Genomic DNA, 18,404 nt, shown 5'->3' with positions numbered 1-18,404 from the left:
TTGTACTACAAAAACAAAATATAAAATGTTTAAAACATAAATAGCCTATATTCGGCCCCTATAAAAGACCATATAGCCAGTAATGGTACTATTATCTAGCATATGTTCCATTTTTATCCGTATGTCACCTATACCCCAATATTGACAGACCTGTCACATTTATTCTCAATTTATGGAGTTTTGTAAACAGACAATCCTATGATACCATATAGGTTGTTAGTTTTAATTAATAAAATTTGACTGACATTCTATTATTTTATTGAGGAGAGGTTATATGTTAGAGTTTAGGAATATAAGGAAGGTTTTCAAGGGCAAAACCGTAATTAACGACATTAGTTTTACTGTAAATAAGGGAGAATTTGTAGTTATAGTAGGACAAAGTGGTTGCGGTAAAACCACAACCTTAAAATTGATTAATAGGTTAATTTCACCAACATCAGGGAGCATACACTTGGATGGTAAAAATATATTAAAGGGTGATACAATTAAGCTACGACGGAATATGGGGTATGTCATACAGCAAACAGGACTTTTACCACATATGACTGTAGGAGAGAATATTGGAATAATACCAATGCTGGAAAAATGGCCAGAAGATAAAATACTTGACCGAACAACTGAACTTTTAAAGATGGTAGGAATGAAGGCAGAAGAGTATGTTGATAGATATCCATGTGAATTAAGTGGAGGTCAGCAACAAAGAATTGGGGTAGCAAGGGCCTGGGCAACAAATCCAGATGTAATTCTTATGGACGAGCCTTTTAGTGCCTTAGATCCAATTACGAGAAATCAGCTTCAAGATGAATTGTTTAATCTTCAGCAAGAGTCTAAAAAGACAATAGTTTTCGTAACTCATGATATGGATGAAGCCCTTAAGCTCGGTGATAGAATTTGTATTATGAAGGACGGAAACATTGTTCAGTATGATACTCCAGAAGAAATTTTAAATAATCCTGCTAATGATTTCGTTAAAGAATTTATAGGTAAAAATAGAATATGGCAGCAACCAGGGTTTATAAAAGCTAGGGATATTATGATTACAGAGCCAATTACAACTAGTGGCAACAGAACAGTAGTCCAAGCTTTAGAAATCATGAAGGCAAACAAAGTGGACAGCTTGTTAATTATTAATAAAGAAGATAAGCTGGAAGGAATCATTACAATAAAAGATATTATAAGGAATTATATAGGTTCTATAAAGGTAAATACTATTATGGGCACAGAAATTAAAACCGTTAATTTAGATGACTCTTTAATAGATATATTAAATCTAATGAATGAACTTAAAATTGGATATGTTCCAGTTGTAGATGACAGTTCTAAATTAGTTGGATTAATTACTGAGAGTAGCTTGTTGATTGTTTTAAGCAATCAGTATATTAACCAGGAGGATGATGAATAATGGGCATATTAAATGGAATAGTTAGTTTTAAAGACTTTGTAGTTTCAAGGCAGAGTCAAATAATAGATTTAACACTTCAACATATTGAATTAACCGTATTTGCTGTGGTTATAGCCATAATTATTGGAATCCCTTTAGGTATATTAATATCTAGAGTTAAGAAGTTATCGGGGCCCGTTATAGGTCTTGCGAATTTAATACAAGCAATACCTAGTTTAGCTTTATTAGGGTTTTTAATACCGATACTTGGAATAGGTAGTACGCCAGCAATACTTATGGTATTTTTATATTCACTACTTCCTATTATAAAAAATACCTATACTGGACTTATGAATATAAATCCAGATGTAATCGAGTCATCTAAAGGCATGGGTATGACAAATAAACAAGTACTTAAATTAGTTCAATTACCACTTGCGTTCCCAGTAATTATGACTGGTATAAGAATATCAGCAGTTACTGCTGTTGGACTTATGACAATTGCAGCATTTATAGGTGCAGGCGGACTTGGATATATGGTATTCTCAGGTGTGCAAACGGTAGATAATAATATGATTCTAGCTGGAGCAATTCCTGCATGTTTATTAGCACTGTTAATGGACTCTATTGTAGAGAAAATTGAACAAGGGGTAACACCTCCAGGAATCAGAAAAGCAGATGGAACAATTAAACTGTCTAAGAGAAAAAAACATAAGTTTAGTAAAACGCAAAAAATCATAGCTAGTAGTTTAGCTATGATACTGATAGCTAGCGGTGTGTATATGTCCACTAAAAAAACTGACACTATTGTGGTAGGTTGTTACAACAGTTCCGAACAAATTATATTAGGTAATATACTAGCAACACTAATAGAAAAAAATACAGATATCAAAGTAGAGACACATTTAAATTTAGGAGGATCAGGACTCGCTTATTCTGCATTAAAAACTGGTGAAATAGACATGTACCCTGAGTATACTGGAATGAGTTTAGTCGGTATTATGAAGAGGTCCCCAATTAATGATCCAGCTAAAGCTTATAAAATTGTAAGTGATTATTACATTAAAAACTACGGTATAACTTGGCTAAACCCCCTTGGTTTTAATGATACTTATACATTATCGGTAGGACAAGACACTGCTAAAAAATACAATCTAGAGACCATTTCAGACCTTGCAAAAGTAGGAGGCGAGCTTAATCTCGGTGCTACATTAGAATTTTGCAATAGAGCAGATGGTTATTCAGGATTAACTAAAGTATATAATTTGAAATTTAAAAGTGCTAGCGCGATTGATGGAGGACTTCGGTATGCAGCCTTAGACAATAAAAAAGTAGATGCTATAGATGCTTTTAAAACTGAAGGGTTATTAAAGTCATATAACCTTAAGGTTTTAAAAGATGATAAAAACTTCTTCCCAAATTATGATTGTGTACCCATAGTTAGTAGTAAAACTCTTGAAAAACATCCAGAACTTAAACCTTTAATTAATAAATTAGGCGGCAAGATTACGAAAGAAAAAATGATAGACTTAAATTATAAAGTTGATAAGCTTTCCGAAGAACCAGCAAAGGTTGCCGAAGACTTTTTGAGGGAAAATAAATTGATTAAGTAGTATATAAAGTTATAGAATATCTTTTATAAGAAGAGGTATAGCAAAATTTTGCTATACCTCTTCTTATAAAAGATTATTTAGACATGAAGTTTTTACCACGGTGCATATCAATTTCCTCTACCTTTATTACTTTGAGTGAATCGCTAGCATCTTTTTCTAACGCTAATTTTCCGTACTTATTTACTTCATTTTTATCTCGTGAACCATGTTTAAGGGATGCTGCTCCACCTATGCATCCACCAGAACAAGCCATTCCTTCTATGAAATTGCCGTTTGATCTATTAAATTTCAATAATTTCAAGGCTTTATCACATTCAATAAGGCCGTCACAGCTAATAGGTTTAAACTCAACTGAAACATTTTCAGCATCAACTAAGTGTTTTACTGCTTCGGTAAGACCACCAGCTTTAGCAAAAATCCTTCCATAATAAGAAGCATTATTCAAAGGAAGTTCTTCACACTCTTGAAGATCTATTTCAAATGCCTCAAGCATTGCCTGAAGTTCTTCAAAAGTCATTACATAATCAGTAATGCCTTTTATATCTGATTGCTTTATTTCCATTTTTTTAGCCGTACAAGGTCCAATAAATACAACTTTAGCTAAAGGATCTGTATTTTTAATGAGCTTAGAAATTGCTATCATCGGAGAAACTGTGCTTGATACATGTTTACCGAGCTCTGGGTAATTTTTCTTGATATATGAAACAAAAGCTGGGCAACAAGAGCTTGTCATAGTTTTGAGCTCCTCGATAGTTTCTATAAATTCTTTTGTTTCATTTTGAACTACCATATCTGCACCAATAGCTGCTTCTACGACATCATAAAAGCCCATTTTTTTTATACCTGAAAGTACTTGACCAATCTTAACATCGGTAAATTGACTAGCGATTGCAGGGGCAACGACAGCATATACATGCATATTTTTATCTTCTTTTGATTTTATTAATGCATTAGTAATATCTACTACTGATGATTTATCCATAATTGCACCAAAAGGGCATTGATAAACACAAGCACCGCATTGTATACATTTATCATTATCTATTACTGCTTTTTTATCTTCATCAATACTTAATGCGCCTGCACTGCAAGCTCTACGACATGGTCTCATAACATCAGAGATTGCGTTGTACGGGCAAGCAGCTTCACATTTGCCACATTCAATACATTTTTCTGTATCAATGTAAGATCTACGATTTATAGAGTGAATTGCATCCACAGGGCATACTTGAATGCATTTGTGTGTTAAACAACCTCTACAAGCTTCGGTAACCGTGAATCGTTGTATGGGACATTCATCACAAGCAATACTTATTACTTCAATAACATTTTTGTTTTTTTTACATCCGCCCATTACAAGTTTTATTCTTTCCCCAATAATTGCTCTTTCCTTATGAATACAACAACGAGTTCTTGCTTTAGGGCCTGGAACAAGAACCTTAAATAGATTTCTACCTTCTTTTTTTAGAGTTCCTTTAATCGCAAGTTTAACTACCTCTGTTATTACCTCATATTTTATAAGTTGTATATCATTATCAAATTGCTTCAAATTTATCACTTCTCCTATTTTTATAATGTAAAGTACGAATATCAAATTCTAGACACTTTTAAAAACGTGTAAAAGATATTCAATTCCTATTATCGAGAATATATATATGTATTGTTCCTAATAATTGGTTTTAGTTACATTAAAATAATATCACTATGTTAAGAAATCAGCAAGTGGGCCCCTCAAGTACCCACAATACCTTTCCTCGACAAAACACCATTGTTATAATAAGTTCTAAACTTCTGGTTTATTTTTTATTAATTCCAATATACATTCTATATCCATAAATTTAAAATATAATTCTATAGTAAGCTCATCTAATACAACTACATCATATTCATTATTTTGTTTAATCCTTATTTTTTCTGAGTGCTTAGCAAGTTAAATTTAAACGTAATATGAAATATGTAATGAAATTGTAATAATTCTGTAATCTCTTAAATTAGAATAAGTAGTATTATAAATGTATAGATACGACAACATTTTACATATGAGATGATAATATTGCAAATTTTGGACAAGTTGTATTTAATTGTAATTTTATTCAGTGTTTATTATTTGCAAATAAGCTGTTAAGGAAGTGTTAAATAAGTGTTAAATATTAATGAAACAAAGAGACTTAATAAAAGAACTATAAAAATAAATTTATTATCTGGCTGCATTTTTTTAATTTTAATAGGTGCTCTCATAATAGGTAAAAATTTTCTTAAAGAAGAAGTTAAAGCTGAACCAGTTACTGCTACAAATAATAATGCATTACAGCATAATAATGAAACCATCAATAAACCACCAAAAAATTATACCGTAAATAAAGAAGGACAAAAGTACATTTATGATGCTACAAAGGTAAATGCCATAGTAAATTACAAAGAAAAAAATGATGGTAAGAAGATAGCATTTCTTACCTTTGATGATGGTCCATCTACCACTGTAACCCCCCAAATACTAGATATTCTAAAAGAGTATGACGTTAAAGCAACATTTTTTTTGATTGGAGAAAATGTAGAAGAGAATGAAAAAAGTAAAGAACTTGTAAAGCGTGAATTTAATGAAGGACATGCAATAGGCAATCACACTTATTGTCATAGCCTGAATGTGTTGTTTCCTAACAACAAAATTAATATACCTGTTTTCATGAATGATGTGAAAAAAACCGAGGACGCTTTAAAAAATATTCTTGGCCAGGATTTTAATACAAATATTTTAAGGGTGCCAGGAGGATATATGTCCAGGACATATTATAAAGATCCAACTTTACCAGAGTTTGATACAATATTAAAGAAAAAAAACATGGTCAGTATAGATTGGAATGCTCAAATTAAAGATGCGGAAGGTAAGCGCAATAAAAGTCCCGAAGAGTTCCTTAGCATATTAAAGGAAGAGGTTGGAACAAAAGAAAAAGTAATTATATTGATGCATGATACTTATGGTAAAATAGGAACTGCTAATGCATTACCTCAAATTATAGAATATTTAAAGGGTCAAGGATATGAATTTAAAACAATAAAATAAGTGCTAACGCGACTAGTCGCGTTAGCACTTATTTTACTTTTTTTTGCCAATCATCCACATAACTACCCGTAGCCCAATGGGCCATTACTGGCAGCTCTCCTGATTTAAACTTCAAAGTTAATGATTTTTCTCCAAGGTTATATCCTTTTATAGTAAAAACCATTAATTCTGTATTGGTTAGAACAACAACAAAGTCTCTATTAGGTGAGGAATAAGCATCCACTGCACTAGGAACCTTTGTTTTTATTACGTTAAAAGAAGGAAATAAATTATCATATGTAGTTAATGATTTAGGTGTAGCATAAGGAATATCAAAATCTATAAATGAATTCTTACTATTTATTTTCGTTTCCATTCTTCCCCTTAGTATCCATCGTCCACTCCTTCTTATTACACCCCAATTAGTATCCACTTTTTTTAGATTTTCATCTTTAATGTTTTTAGGTGCGTTTAAAAGTGTACCTGCCAAAGTAGACTTTTCTATTTCCCTTCCCAGTATGCTTGTAAGTTTTATGGATTCTCCCAATAGATTATCCATAGGAAGAATTTTAAGCTGATTATTAGTGTATTTATTTTCTGAATAATTATTATTTACATCCTCTAAAGTATCAATTGAAACATAATTGCTACCTACAAATTTAATAGCCATACTACCTTCCGTTTTGGTATACTTTATTTGTTTTGAATTTGTATTTATCGGTTTAGTCGGATTAATTGGATTAATTGGATAAGACCAAAGTACATCCTTAGCATCTCCATTTTCTATTTTCTTACTTATCCCTACCTTCCAAAATCCATCTTGCCTTGGAAGTAGCAAATCTTTAGTTTCCACAATGGGTAGAATTTTATCATTTACCGAACTAATCATTAAGGTTTTATATAAATATTTGCTAAGCCCATCTTCCGCTTTAGGGTTTTCATACCTTAGTCCAAGTAATAATCCTGACTTAGATCTTATTTCTTTTTCTGCCTTACTGATTAAAATTTTTGTGTTATCTTCTTTATCTTTATCATATGAATGCGTAGTACTAGAATCTTTTACTTTATGAAAATATAATAAAATGCCCTCATAATTTTTTATTAAAGTTACCTCATCCAACTTTATGTATTCATCGTAAAAAATATTATTGGAGTTAATGGTTATAATTTGCACATCATCATTTTGTATTCCTAAACTTTTAGCACTTATTTTTACAGTATTCCAAAAATAGTTTTTAGTATTCACGGACTTAACTTTATATTGAGGATTATTAGAAATGTCACCATTAAAGTCAACTGTATCTTCACTAAAATAAGCACTCTTTCCAATTAATTCTTTTGCCTTTTTATCATCTATTGTAGCTCCACCAATAGAAACATATTTTTCTACTGTCCAGCTTCCTCCTATAGGAGACACCTTGAGTTTTTTATGTAATCCCTGAGAGTTTAAATTTAATCCTACATACTGACTCCATATAAAAATTATAATAGAAAATAAAACAAAAAATAAACATAACGCCTTTTTCACTGCGAGCCACCTCTTATATATTTAAATTTTATTATTTCTTATGCCAACGGTAAGAATATTCTAACATCTGTACCCATGCCGTGTTCACTTGAAATCTCAAGTTTACCATTGTGCATTTCTACGATTTCTTTACAAAGAGAAAGTCCTATTCCATTTTGTGACATACTTGTTCTGCCTTTGAAAAATTTTTCTGTGACTTTAGGCAAATCCGCCGGTGAAATTCCTATTCCATCGTCCTTTATAATAATGCAAATATTATTACCGGCAATGCATGCTTCGAGTGTTACATTGCCCCCTTTTTTTGTAAAATTAAAGGCGTTATCTAAAACGTTAATAATAACTTGATTCACCCTTTTTTCATCTGCAAAAACTGGAGATAAAGCTTCTTGTATTTTAACAGTAAAATTAATATTGTGACGTATTGACTTGGGCATAAACTGTTTTTCTATATAGGCTATAATGCTTTGAATATTTACATATTCTTTTGTAAGTGGTACTTTTCCAGATATAAATTTAGAAAAGTCCAACAGTTCTTCCACCATTCCTGTAAGTTTATCGCTTTCCTTTTCTATGATGCTAAGTCCATCTAGGATTTCTTCCTTATCTTCTAAACTACCAGAACTAATAGTTGCAGCCCAACCTTTTATAGATGTCAGCGGAGTTCTAAGTTCATGAGAAACCGACGCAATAAATTCATTTTTCAACTTTTGATTTTTTTCAATTTCTTCTGCCATAAAATTAAATGTATCGGATAGTTCTCCAATCTCATCATTTCTTATTTTTTCTAGTCTTTCATTGAAGTTTCCAGACGCAAATTTCTTAGCTAGGTTTTTTATTTCCTCTAAGGGTTCCACAATAGTATTAGATATAAATATACTAGAAACACCAGAAATCACAATTACAAGAGCCCCAACTCCTAAGAAAAGAAATGTTATTTTACGAATCAGTGCATCTACCTCAGATAATGAAGTAACAAAACGCAGTACACCCTCTATTTTATTAGAGGATTTTAAGGGGTATGAAACATACATAAAATTTTCTTTTGTATACTTATCTTTCTTAGTAAAGGTTCCAAGTCCCCCCATCAATGCCTTTTTTACATCATCGTCTTCAATAGGTTTCTCATTAAAATTACCAATTGAATCCATTAGCATCATTCCTGAGTTATCAATAATTTGGACCTCAGCAGAGGTGTTTTTCCAAAAAATATCAGCATTATTCTCCACATTTTCCTTTAAACTTGATGAAGAAAAATAATTATTATAAAAATCAACAGACCCCTTAATTTGGCTCGAAAGCAAAGACTCCATGTTTTTGTAGTAATATTTCTCTATAGAAACCGTAAGAAAAACTTCTAAGGTAATTACCGTAAAAAAAATCACTAATAGATAACTCCAAACAAGTCTGGCTTTTATTCCTCTCAAAATATCACCTCTTTTTCCATCTATATCCAACGCCCCATACTGTTTCTATATATTTGGGCTTAGAAGGAGTATCTTCAATTTTTTCTCTAAGACGTCGTATGTTAACATCTACAATTTTAGAGTCTCCAAAGTATTCATAATTCCATACTAAGTTTAATAAATCATCTCTACTAAAAGCTTTTTCCTCATTTTCCATGAAGGCCTTCAGAATCAAGTATTCTTTAGGAGTTAAATCTAGAAGCTGGCGATTTTTATATACCTTCATTGAAACAGTATCTATGATGAAGCACCCAGAGATTAATCGCTCAGGATTTTTCTCTTCACTATGACTCATTCGTCTAAGTAGAGAATTTGCTCTGGCAATAAGTTCTAAAGGATTAAATGGTTTTACCATATAATCATCAGCACCATACTCAAGGCCCATTATTTTATCCATATCTTGTCCTCTAGCAGTAAGCATGATAATACCCAAATTCGGAAAATCAGCCCTTAACAATTCACAGGTTTTAAACCCATCCATACCAGGAAGTGTTATATCTAAGATTATTAAATCTGGTCGCTCCTGGTGGACTTTTTCTAAACCTTCCTCTCCAGATACAGCTTCAAGCACTAAAAAGTTATTTCTTTGGAAATTAATTTTAATAAACCCTCTAATAGATTCCTCATCTTCTATAATGAGCACTTTTTTTTCCATAATTTCACCTCTTACAATGAAAGCAATATTCTACTACAATCTGCTTTACATATTATTAGCTTTAATTATAACATAATGCAGCTATGAAATATTATAAGTAATAATATTCTAATTGCTTTGTAATGCTCCTCCATCGCAATCTTTTTTGCTGTGATTTTTGGACTAGATCATCTTATGCTTCGCTCTGCAATCGGATCAGCCTTAGCATTATTTAGATTTATTACAATTAAAACAAACTGGTTCAACTCAAAACAGTTTATACGTCAAAAATAGAGTAACCCTATAATAATTAAGAACTAAACCACTTAAAACGGCGGTACTTGCCTGCGCACATTTCTAGAAATTTAGTTCTTTTCTTAAAATTAACTCCTAACTTTGAAAAAGCGAAACATTTAGAATTTAAGGTAGATGTATAATGTGCTCTGAAAAAAGCACTTAATCATATTAAGTGCTTTTGTTTAAATTATTTAATTTTTCTTAATAATGACCATGAAGTATTGGACTAGGCAAAGAATTTTAGAGTTTCTACTCTTTTATTATATATGGTACAGTAAGCACTGCTACATTTCTATTTTTATATAGCATACTCTTTATAAAATATGCTGTTTGGTTATGAAGTAAATTATGCCACCACTTAGTAATGACATATTGTGATATTACAACTGTCACAGTTTCTCCATGTTTTGAAGCACGTTCTTCAGATTCTATAAAATTCATTAATGGTTTCATTATGTCTCTATAGGAGGAATGTTTTATTATTAATGGAATCCCAGGATTATACTCTTCCCATTTTCTTTCTAATTTTTCAGTAGCTTCAGCATCAGTTGATACATGAAATGCAACTACATTTTGTGATAGGCATCTAGCACAGTTTAATGCCTTTAAAAATGATTTATTTAATGCTCCTACAAGTATTATTACATGTTGTTGGTTATTCGTTGTCACTCCTTCATTAGGTCTTTGTTCTAATGATAATTTAAGTTGTTGCGCTATCTTATTATAATGTTGCTTAATCTTAACCATAAGATAAACAAGTAAAGGTATTACAATACAAACTATCCAAGCTCCGTGGAAAAACTTTGTTATACCTATGAGTATTACTGTAATAAAAGTTACAACTGCACCTAATCCATTTATAAGTTCCTTATGTTTCCATCCCAGAGTTCTACTTCTTTTCCACTTTAAGAACATTCCAACCTGCGAAAGTGTAAAAGATAAAAATACGCCTACTGCATATAAAGGGAGAAGCAAATGAGTATCAGCTTTAAATAAAATAATTAACATAGCAGCAGCTGCCCCTAATACTATTATTCCATTTGAAAAGCTTAGTCTCTTTCCTCTTTGAGAAAATTGCCTTGGAGCATATCCATCCTTTGCAATTATAGAGAGTAACAGTGGTAGACCTGCATAGGCTGTATTTGCAGCCATTACTAAAATTAACGCAGTGGTAACTTGCATAGTGTAAAACATAATGCTTTTTCCGAAAACTTGTTGAGCAATTTGAGCAAATACTGTCACATCTGCAATAGGTACTGGACGATAAATTATTGCTAGGAAAGATAACCCACCAAAAATAAAAAGAACTAAAAAAGCCAATAAACTCAAAACAGCTTTTGCATTTTTTTGTGATGGTGCTTTAAAATTAGGTATACCATTACTTACCGCTTCAACCCCTGATAATGCAGTACAGCCTGAAGCAAACGCTTTAAGAAACAGGAACAATGTAATATCACCTGCTGCTTGTGGCACTGAATACATAGGTGCTGGTGAATATCCAAAAATGTAATGCTTAACAATACCGGTTACAATAAGCACTACACATGAAACTATAAATAAGTATGTTGGAACTCCAAAAAGTTTAGATGATTCCTTCACTCCTCTTAGGTTACCTATTGTTATAAAGAATAACATTGCAAGAGCTATAGCTACTTTAAGAGGAAGCAAGGATGGCATCGCTGAGGTTATTGCAGCCGTTCCAGCACATATACTAACAGCAACTGTCAGTACATAATCTATGGAAAGCGCTGCACCAGCAGTAAGCCCAGGGATTGTACCAAGATTATCCTTTGCGACTATATATGATCCACCACCACATGGGTAGCTATCAATAGTTTGCCTATAAGAAAAAACAAGTATAAATAATAGTACGACAATACACAACGCAGCATAAAACATATATCTATATGCTATAATACCTATAACACTAATTAACACAATTAAAATTTCTTCCCCTGCATATGTAACTGAAGAAACGGCATCACTAGATAATATAGGAAGTCCCCAAAAAACATTTAATTTTTCTCCTTCTAATTCTTCTGTTTTTAGTGTCTTCCCTATTAGTAGTTCTCTTAATTTTGAAAACATAATTACACCTCTATTATAGAATTTTTCATTACTATATTTATTTATTTATTTATTATATAGTATTGATTCAAAGACTTCAATTTTGTATTCTTTCATTTAAGCTAAAATAAAAACAAATCCGCGACTAAATTGACAAAACTATAACATTTTAATCCCCATCCGCTTATATCCTTACTATATGTACGTTTTAGATGGAATTGTAATTGTTTCAATATTACATCTTATTAGTCTATATTTAAATTCCTAAAAATATTCTAACTTATTTTTAAATCTTCTATGTTTCCACATAGAACAATAATTTCATTGCATCCCCCCCTCTTTAATTGAGCTTTCACGGAAACTCCTTAGCTCCTGTGATTACTCATTTTTAGTATCATTAATTTTTGTTGATTCCCCCACTTTTTTTGCATAAAACACTTGACAAGCCTGTAAAATTTTGCGGTCCTCCTCTTAAAGACATGTTTTAATAGGAGGATTATTTTATGCTTAAAAATTGGAGCTCTCATGCTGATTATCAGCAATTTATTATTTTAAATCTCTCATGTTTCTACAAAGCTTTTCCTAAAAAAATTATAGAACTTGAACCTTCTATCTCTAAGTTGTATTGCTTAGACTTAGATATTCTTAGAGAGATATTAAAACCTTATTATTCTAATATTGGTAGACCTGCAACTCTTCAACCTGAGATATTTCGTTCATTTTCTTTAATGCTTTTTCAAAAGGAAACAAGCATTACCAACTGGGTTAAAAAGATTCATGCCTGTGAGTTACTTGCAACCTGTATAGGCTGCACTAAAAATAATGTCCCATCACTTGGTGCTCATTATGATTTTATCTCTAGATTATGGCTTTCAAATCTGTCTACCGACAGGGTAAACCTAAAAAAAATATATTCGTATAAGAAGAAACCCTCTAAAATTAAGGCACCCGGGAAAAATAAAAAGCTTCCTAATAAAAAAACTGGTGTTGTTAAGAGAATTTCAGATTTTTTTGAAGCTGGTCGCTCATTTTCCCTAAGAGCCGAAAGGCTGCTTCAAAAAATATTCTCATTAGTTGCTGTAGAACCCTCTTTTAATCTTAACTTAATAGAAAAAGATAACCTTACAGTTGGCGGCGATGGTACTTGTGTTCACTGTAAGTCTTCTTACTATGGTTCTAAAGTTTGTGACTGCCGTGAAAATGGAATTTACGATTGCAAATGCCCTCGTAGACTTTCTGACATAAATGCTAATTGGGGTTGGGACAGCCATGAAAATCGTTGGTTTTATGGCTACACTCTCTATGCTTTATCTGTCTATAATAAAAAATATAAGATAGATCTACCTATTTATCTACGATTTGTAGAGGCAAGCAGACACGACAGTGTCACTGGAATAGTAGCATTAGCTGAATTTAGAGAACTGTTACCGCAGTTCACTATATCAAATTATGTTCTTGACTCAGCTAATGATAACTACCCTACATATGAATTATGTTCTAAATGGAACATTAATCCCTTTATTGATCTGAACTCCAAAAACAAAGGAAATTCAAAATATCCAGTTACTCTAGATATTAATGAAAAAGGATTTCCTATCTGTATTGGTGGCCATGAAATGGTCTATAACGGTTATGAAAAAAGTCGTTCACGCCTTAAATGGCGTTGCCCTTTAGTTTTAAAAAAGGTTGCTAGTTGCTCTTGCTGTGAACAGTGCTCACCTTCACCTTATGGGCGAGTAATCTACACTAAACCATCATGGGATTTGCGGTTGTTTACTCCTGTGCCTCGCGGCTCAAAACAATGGAAAACTATTTATAAAACTAGAACCTGCTCAGAACGTATAAACAATCGTATTCTAAATGATTATAAAATTCATACTTTACGAATACATGGTAAAAAACGTTATTCATTTATGACTATGATTGCTGGAATTAATATTCATCTAGATGCAAGACTTAAAGTTTCAGGTTTTAGTATTTTAAATTTATTAGAGTAGCTGTTTGACAATTAAGTACTTTTTTCTGAAAATTCCTGCATCGTGTAGGCTTGTTTGCTATACCTATTTTTATTCCTAACTGCTCTCTGAACATAAAATTTATAGCACTATAATGACTCTATACATAATTAAGTTTTACATATTAGTTTCCGTGACTACTCTAATTAATTTAGCTTCAATTAGAAAGAGGTATAGCAAAATCCTGCTATACCTCTTTCTTTGTAACTCCTATATATAATCCTTAAAAAATAGGATGTCTGTTTAAACAAATGTCCTATTATAATTTTTATTTCATTATCAAATTATCTTTTAATATCACTCTTAGTAAATATTTTTGTTAAATATGTTATAAAAAATCCAAAAATTATAAATCCTACTGGCCCACCATAATTCTTTAATATTGGAACTATTGCTTCTTTGAAACTTGTAGCTCCTGCAATATCTCCCCAGCCAGCGCCAAAGAATGCTAATACACCTAATACGAAAACAATAGTTGAAGATGTAACTACAGCCGCTTTTGATTTTAACATTACAAATGGAGGTACATTACCTTTAAGCCTAAATACTAAATATGCAGCTGCAAGAACAATATAAGGTATTGCAAGACATAAACCGGATAATGTAGTTAATGTGTTAAAAAAAGTATCTATTGAATTCAATCCTATTAGTGGTACTATTATTAATGCTGATAGGATTCCACATTGAACCCAAAGTGCATTAACTAGTGTTCCATCTTCACGTTTCTTAGTTAAAAATTTAGGAAAGGTGCCACTCGGAACCTCTGAGAACATAGCCCTAATTGGAGATTCTAACCAAACCACAAATGCGGCTATAGACGATACAGTTAAAATAAAAGCATATATTTGAACAAATATTTTACCATTTAAACCCCAGGCTTCTGCTAATATCTTATAAACAACATAACCTGCATCCTTAACACCAGCTTTGGTTATTAATTCAGGTGATGCAACTAAGCATATTGCAAGTGATCCTAGTACATATGCTCCAGCTATAAATGTAGTTGCTATAAGAACAGCCTTTGGGAAAACTTTTTTAGGATTTGCAACATCTTTAATATAAGTCCCTGCCACCTCAGCCCCTGCAACAGCGAGAATCAGCCACGAGAAAGTTGAAAAATAGTCAGCATCAAACTTGGGAATAAGTGTTGTTTTTGTGAAAGTTGTAGCTGATGGTTGCTTACCAACTAATGCTCCAACAACTGCAAATAATATAAATATAACTGTAACTGCTAAAGTTAGTTTTCCACCTAAATCACTGATTTTCGAGAATCTTTTAACTCCAGTTGTAGCTATATACGTTAATACCACTGCTAGTCCCAATCCTATCCAAGGTAACAAATATGCATTGGCATCGTTAAATCTATTTTCACCAAAAAGAGTCCATGATACCATGACTGGTATTCTGGCAAAAACCATTTGCAAATAGAATAAATTAGCAACAAAGTATGACCAGGTACCTATAAACGCCCATCTTGGACCAATTGAACATTCTATCCAGGTGTATAAACCTCCTTCTTTGTCTTTATTAGAAGAAGCTAACTCTGCTATCATTATTGATAAAGGTAGAAAGAATAATAGAGCAACTATAAGCCATGATGGAATAGCTGCCGGTCCGAGTGCCACTGCATTTGAAGCAATATTCCCAAATCCAAATGTTGGAACAAAAATTAACATTACCAAAGTCCATAAGCCAAGTTTTTTTGTATCATTCATAATTTACCTCCCTAATTTTAGAGGTTAGTGCAATCACTAGCCTTGCTTTATACAATTATACCAATATTAGTAACCTATAATCAACTACTACTTTCACTTATAAACCAATTGTTTGATTTTATTGTAAAAAATGCACCTCTATAGTCCTCAAAATACGATAATAGCAGCCATAATGGCCTCTGTCTTAGTCTTAGTCTTATAAATCATAATGTAATTCTTTACGCTAAATAAACTTTATGTTATATTTACTTTAGTTTAACATGTTCATTAACGGTACATAGATACCCTACATATATATAAATAAGAAAAACAATTAACTCAAATATGGGGAATATTTTTAATATTTTTCCAGAAAGACAAATTTAATTTTAAGGGGTGATATCGTGATAAATAATAATAGGTCTATAGGAGTTATTGATTCAGGAATAGGAGGTTTATCAGTTGTTAAAGAACTTCAACTTCTCCTGCCTTATGAGAATATAATGTATTTTGGAGATAATAAAAATGTACCATACGGGAACAAAACAGTAGGCGAGATTACGGGTTTAACAAAACGTATGATTGATTTTCTAATTAGTAAAAACGTAAAGGTGATAGCAATTGCTTGTAATACAATATCCAGTATAATAGAACTATTTAGTATGGATTATGACATTAAAATAATTGGTATTATTAATCCTGTTATTGATACTATAAGTAAAAGTACAGACAAAGATGCTGTTGGTTTAATAGCTACATGTTTTACAGTAAATACTCATTGTTATAATAAAGCTTTATTAAAAGTTAATAGTAAAATACAAATTATATCAGAAGGGAGTGCAGAACTAGCAGAAATCATTGATAGTTCCGATTATAAATCTGAGGCTGTAAAGTGTATAGTAAAAAATCATATCGGAACTATTATTACTAAAGAAAATGTTGATACTATTATTTTAGGATGCACTCATTACCCACTAATAATGGATATATTTAAGGAATGTTATCCCAATATAAACTTTATAAATCCTGCTTTACAACAATGTGCTGAGTTAAAGCAGTATTTACAAGAAAATAATATTATTAATAATGATAAGACTAACGGTTCATTTGAGATTTATACAACAGGCGATATTAAAAAGTATGAAAAAGGTGTGGATTTATTAGCACTAAGAAATCCTGACAATATCATAAAATATATTGAAGAGAATTAATTATATAATAGAAAATAAAACAGGCAAGTTCCTTAGGATCTTGCCTGTTTTTAATGTACCTTATAAAAAATTTGAAATTTTATAACTTCCATCACTGTTATCTTCACTCTCATCCTTCTTTGTTCTCACCTTACTCACACTTTCTAATGACTCAATATCAGAATGTTTTTTAAGAACTCGATCTTTTATACTATGACTTTCTGCTATATTATTTAGCACCGCTATCGCATTATCTTTTTGGTTTTTATCACGATCTTCATTATAATGTATATTATTATTGTGTGACATAAAAAAACCTCCTCTTTTTTTTAAATTTCATACTCTTATTTTAGGCTTTTTACCTTGTTGTAATACTATGAAATTCTTGGGATTTATATGAACTTGATAATGAAATAATGGTTATTGCTAAAAAAATTATAACCTAAAAAAACCCGTAGAAATCAATCTACGGGTTATCCTCTATTTTTTTCTTTGCTTTTTTTTTGTAGCTTTTACCTGCTTTTTTTTATTTTTATTTTTATTCATCTTGTTAATTCCTAGCATATATTGCGACTTAGACTCAATACTCTCTCTAGGAAAACATCTCCAACACCCTAACTCTTCTATAGTATCCTTAAGAAATGAATACCCTTCCTCTTTTAACTTTGGAAATTTTTCTTTATCATGGATTTTAATAGCCCCATCCACTTCTTCTAAAGAAATGCACTCCTCATCTATTAGTCCATCTTTATAAGCCTTTTTTATGTGTTCATATAATTCACTAGGACCCGCTTCACAAGAATCATATATAAGTTCATTCCAAACTTGTGAAAATTCCCGTTCAAGTTTCTCTTCAAATAAACTTTTGTAATATTCAATAACTTCACTTTGTGATATAACTCCTTCGCCCAGAAGTACAATAAAGGATTTAATCGCAGCACTTCTAACATATTCATTAACACTGCTATCTTCTACTAATCTTTTTATTGGATCCATATCACTTCCACAAACTGATGCTAAAATTTTGTGTAAATCCTCTGTAAGAAAATCACCAAAAATATCGTCTGAAATTTCATTTGGTAAACTAATTAAATCTATAATCGGCTCAATACTTTGCTTTTCCTTAAACTGTGCTAACAAGAAAATGGCATATATATGCGCAAAATAATTAGGTTTTTCTAAAATCTCTCTATAATTTTCTTTGGCATTTTTTAATATCTCAAGTAATTCAGGTATGAACTCTTCTTTGCGGTTTATTATTTCCTTTAATTGTGCTTCTGGAAATTTCCCATTATTATATTCAATTTCTTTAAGTAATTCATTCATAAAATAAAACTCCTTCTTCATTTGATTCGTTACTAATGTATTATCTTATAATTTCTTTATAATATCAATGCTTTTTATATTTTCAAGGTCTCTCTATCACCAATTACATTTTCACTTCCCCTAATAACTTGGATAAGGGCATCAGCAATCTCTTTA

At 31.5% G+C, this 18,404-nt stretch carries 14 protein-coding genes; 5 read left to right on the top strand and 9 right to left on the bottom strand.

The features are described from left to right. Positions 1–274 precede the first annotated feature (274 nt). Entirely contained in the window at positions 275–1,402 is a 1,128-nt protein-coding gene (locus ACWJKS_RS02560; RefSeq protein ID WP_165413311.1) for an ABC transporter ATP-binding protein, read from the top strand. Continuing rightward, positions 1,402–2,994, top strand: coding sequence for an ABC transporter permease/substrate-binding protein (locus ACWJKS_RS02555; protein ID WP_462960355.1), 1,593 nt, complete (start codon positions 1,402–1,404; stop codon positions 2,992–2,994). Before ACWJKS_RS02560 ends, ACWJKS_RS02555 begins: the two co-directional genes overlap by 1 nt. A 73-nt stretch (positions 2,995–3,067) precedes the next feature. On the opposite strand, the gene ACWJKS_RS02550 is transcribed toward ACWJKS_RS02555, so the two are convergent. Together ACWJKS_RS02550 and ACWJKS_RS02545 are read right to left on the bottom strand one after the other, a co-directional pair. Beyond that, positions 3,068–4,543 carry a 4Fe-4S dicluster domain-containing protein gene (locus ACWJKS_RS02550; RefSeq protein WP_187351429.1) on the bottom strand — a complete coding sequence of 492 codons (1,476 nt, stop codon included), beginning with the start codon at positions 4,541–4,543 and terminating at the stop codon, positions 3,068–3,070. 234 nt (positions 4,544–4,777) lie between these two features. Further along, positions 4,778–4,897 carry a cob(I)yrinic acid a,c-diamide adenosyltransferase gene (locus tag ACWJKS_RS02545; RefSeq protein ID WP_224579158.1) on the bottom strand — a complete coding sequence of 40 codons (120 nt, stop codon included), beginning with the start codon at positions 4,895–4,897 and terminating at the stop codon, positions 4,778–4,780. 237 nt (positions 4,898–5,134) lie between these two features. Here ACWJKS_RS02545 and ACWJKS_RS02540 point away from each other — a divergent pair, with 237 nt between their 5' ends. Further along, a complete protein-coding gene (locus tag ACWJKS_RS02540; protein ID WP_462953234.1) occupies positions 5,135–6,055 on the top strand; it encodes a polysaccharide deacetylase family protein in 921 nt (306 codons plus the stop codon). Positions 6,056–6,083: 28 nt separating this feature from the next. On the opposite strand, the gene ACWJKS_RS02535 is transcribed toward ACWJKS_RS02540, so the two are convergent. The 4 genes from ACWJKS_RS02535 to ACWJKS_RS02520 all read right to left on the bottom strand — a co-directional run bounded on the left by ACWJKS_RS02535 (position 6,084) and on the right by ACWJKS_RS02520 (position 12,044). Further along, positions 6,084–7,562: a hypothetical protein gene (locus tag ACWJKS_RS02535; RefSeq protein WP_462953235.1), complete on the bottom strand. Its 1,479-nt coding sequence runs from the start codon at positions 7,560–7,562 to the stop codon at positions 6,084–6,086. 38 nt (positions 7,563–7,600) lie between these two features. Then, positions 7,601–8,986 carry a HAMP domain-containing sensor histidine kinase gene (locus ACWJKS_RS02530; RefSeq protein ID WP_216303223.1) on the bottom strand — a complete coding sequence of 462 codons (1,386 nt, stop codon included), beginning with the start codon at positions 8,984–8,986 and terminating at the stop codon, positions 7,601–7,603. A 4-nt stretch (positions 8,987–8,990) separates the two neighbouring features. Further along, complete coding sequence (locus tag ACWJKS_RS02525) at positions 8,991–9,680, bottom strand: response regulator transcription factor (RefSeq protein ID WP_165413305.1); 690 nt, start codon at positions 9,678–9,680, stop codon at positions 8,991–8,993. A 525-nt stretch (positions 9,681–10,205) separates the two neighbouring features. Then, positions 10,206–12,044 carry an APC family permease gene (locus tag ACWJKS_RS02520; RefSeq protein WP_462960354.1) on the bottom strand — a complete coding sequence of 613 codons (1,839 nt, stop codon included), beginning with the start codon at positions 12,042–12,044 and terminating at the stop codon, positions 10,206–10,208. 482 nt (positions 12,045–12,526) lie between these two features. Here ACWJKS_RS02520 and ACWJKS_RS02515 point away from each other — a divergent pair, with 482 nt between their 5' ends. After that, positions 12,527–14,020 (top strand): hypothetical protein, encoded by a 1,494-nt coding sequence (locus tag ACWJKS_RS02515; protein WP_462959674.1) that lies wholly within the window; start codon positions 12,527–12,529, stop codon positions 14,018–14,020. A gap of 302 nt (positions 14,021–14,322) precedes the next feature. On the opposite strand, the gene ACWJKS_RS02510 is transcribed toward ACWJKS_RS02515, so the two are convergent. Beyond that, positions 14,323–15,753, bottom strand: a complete 1,431-nt coding sequence (locus ACWJKS_RS02510; RefSeq protein ID WP_216303225.1) for an amino acid permease — start codon at positions 15,751–15,753, stop codon at positions 14,323–14,325. A gap of 383 nt (positions 15,754–16,136) precedes the next feature. On the opposite strand from ACWJKS_RS02510, the gene murI reads away from it, so the two are divergent. Then, the gene (murI, locus tag ACWJKS_RS02505; RefSeq protein WP_216303226.1) at positions 16,137–16,943 is read left to right on the top strand and encodes a glutamate racemase; all 807 of its coding nucleotides are present in this window, start codon (positions 16,137–16,139) and stop codon (positions 16,941–16,943) included. Between the two features lie 60 nt (positions 16,944–17,003). On the opposite strand, the gene ACWJKS_RS02500 is transcribed toward murI, so the two are convergent. Then, complete coding sequence (locus ACWJKS_RS02500; protein ID WP_165413301.1) at positions 17,004–17,231, bottom strand: hypothetical protein; 228 nt, start codon at positions 17,229–17,231, stop codon at positions 17,004–17,006. Positions 17,232–17,402: 171 nt separating this feature from the next. Then, entirely contained in the window at positions 17,403–18,248 is an 846-nt protein-coding gene (locus tag ACWJKS_RS02495) for a DUF1186 domain-containing protein (protein WP_462960353.1), read from the bottom strand. Positions 18,249–18,404: the final 156 nt, after the last annotated feature.

Source organism: Clostridium sp. CM038 (assembly GCF_055081105.1).
The sequence above is the reverse complement of the archived record's forward strand: the minus strand, read 5'-3'. Positions and strand labels throughout refer to the sequence as shown.

Coding starts and splice junctions, on each gene's coding strand:
- ACWJKS_RS02560 (WP_165413311.1), top strand. CDS start 275: ATGTTAGAGTTTAGGAATATAAGGAAGGTTTTCAAGGGCAAAACCGTA.
- ACWJKS_RS02555 (WP_462960355.1), top strand. CDS start 1,402: ATGGGCATATTAAATGGAATAGTTAGTTTTAAAGACTTTGTAGTTTCA.
- ACWJKS_RS02525 (WP_165413305.1), bottom strand. CDS start 9,680: ATGGAAAAAAAAGTGCTCATTATAGAAGATGAGGAATCTATTAGAGGG.
- ACWJKS_RS02520 (WP_462960354.1), bottom strand. CDS start 12,044: ATGTTTTCAAAATTAAGAGAACTACTAATAGGGAAGACACTAAAAACA.
- ACWJKS_RS02515 (WP_462959674.1), top strand. CDS start 12,527: ATGCTTAAAAATTGGAGCTCTCATGCTGATTATCAGCAATTTATTATT.
- ACWJKS_RS02510 (WP_216303225.1), bottom strand. CDS start 15,753: ATGAATGATACAAAAAAACTTGGCTTATGGACTTTGGTAATGTTAATT.
- ACWJKS_RS02500 (WP_165413301.1), bottom strand. CDS start 17,231: ATGTCACACAATAATAATATACATTATAATGAAGATCGTGATAAAAAC.
- ACWJKS_RS02495 (WP_462960353.1), bottom strand. CDS start 18,248: ATGAATGAATTACTTAAAGAAATTGAATATAATAATGGGAAATTTCCA.